The following is an 891-nucleotide window of genomic DNA, read 5'->3' as shown; positions in this document are numbered from 1 at the left end:
TGAGCGCTTTTCATCATCGCTCTGAGCTGGCCAGATGTAGAGCGAGGACGGCTTGGACGAGGGCGGTGATCCGGGTGGTGGAGCATCGGAGCTTGCGCAGGAGTCGCCAGTTCTTGAGGGTGGCCATGGCCTGTTCGACGAGCGCGCGAATCTTGGCGTGGGACCGGTTCACTGCCTTCTGACCTGGGGAAAGGGTCACCCATCGTCCCCAGTACGGGATACGGACTGTTCCGCCGGCGCCGCGGTAGCCCTTGTCGGCCCAACAGGGAATGCCGGCCTGGGCGAGGGCGTCAATGATGCCGTGTTCGCGGGCGGCTCGGATGTCGTGGACGGCTCCGGGCAGGGCTGGTGAGGCCCATAGTAGGCGGCCGAACGGATCGGTGAGGACCTGCACGTTCATGCCGTGCCGCTTGTGCTTGCCTGAGTAGAAGGGTCGGTCCGCGGCGATGCGGTCGATCGGCAGGAGCGTGCCGTCGAGCAGGACGAACGCTTTCCCCGATGCCTCGCGGACGGCTTGTTCGAGCGTGGGTGCCAGGGCAGCCAGGAGATCGACGGCTTCGGTGATGTACCGGTACGCGGTCGTCGTGCCGATGCCGAACCCGGACGCGAGCTGGGCGTAGGGATGCCCGTTGCGGAGGTGGGCGAGGGCGAGCAGTGCCTGCCCGCCGGCGCTCAACCGGCGCCATCGGCTGCCGATCGCACGGCGACGTTCGCCCAGACGGGCGCTGAGGAAGCGAAGATGCGAGCTGGACAGGTCCAAGCCGGACGGGTAGACAAGCACGTGAAGCCTCTGGCGGTACGGGAGATCTTGGTCGTGAACCCGTCTACCAGGGGCTTCACTCGTCTGTCACGCCAACTGCCGCACCCGCAGGGCAGGTTGGAAACGGCTCA

The 891-nt window shown here is 66.7% G+C and carries 1 protein-coding gene; it reads right to left on the bottom strand.

From position 1 onward, the window contains the following. Positions 1 to 13: 13 nt before the first annotated feature. Positions 14 to 781, bottom strand: coding sequence for an IS5 family transposase (locus WA788_RS35405; protein ID WP_335984591.1), 768 nt, complete (start codon positions 779 to 781; stop codon positions 14 to 16). Between the last annotated feature and the right edge of the window lie 110 nt (positions 782 to 891).

This window comes from Streptomyces sp. CA2R106 (assembly GCF_037034245.1).
In the GTDB taxonomy this organism is placed as follows: domain Bacteria; phylum Actinomycetota; class Actinomycetes; order Streptomycetales; family Streptomycetaceae; genus Actinacidiphila.
Note: the sequence above shows the minus strand (reverse complement) of the source record. Positions and strands in the feature narration are given on the sequence as shown.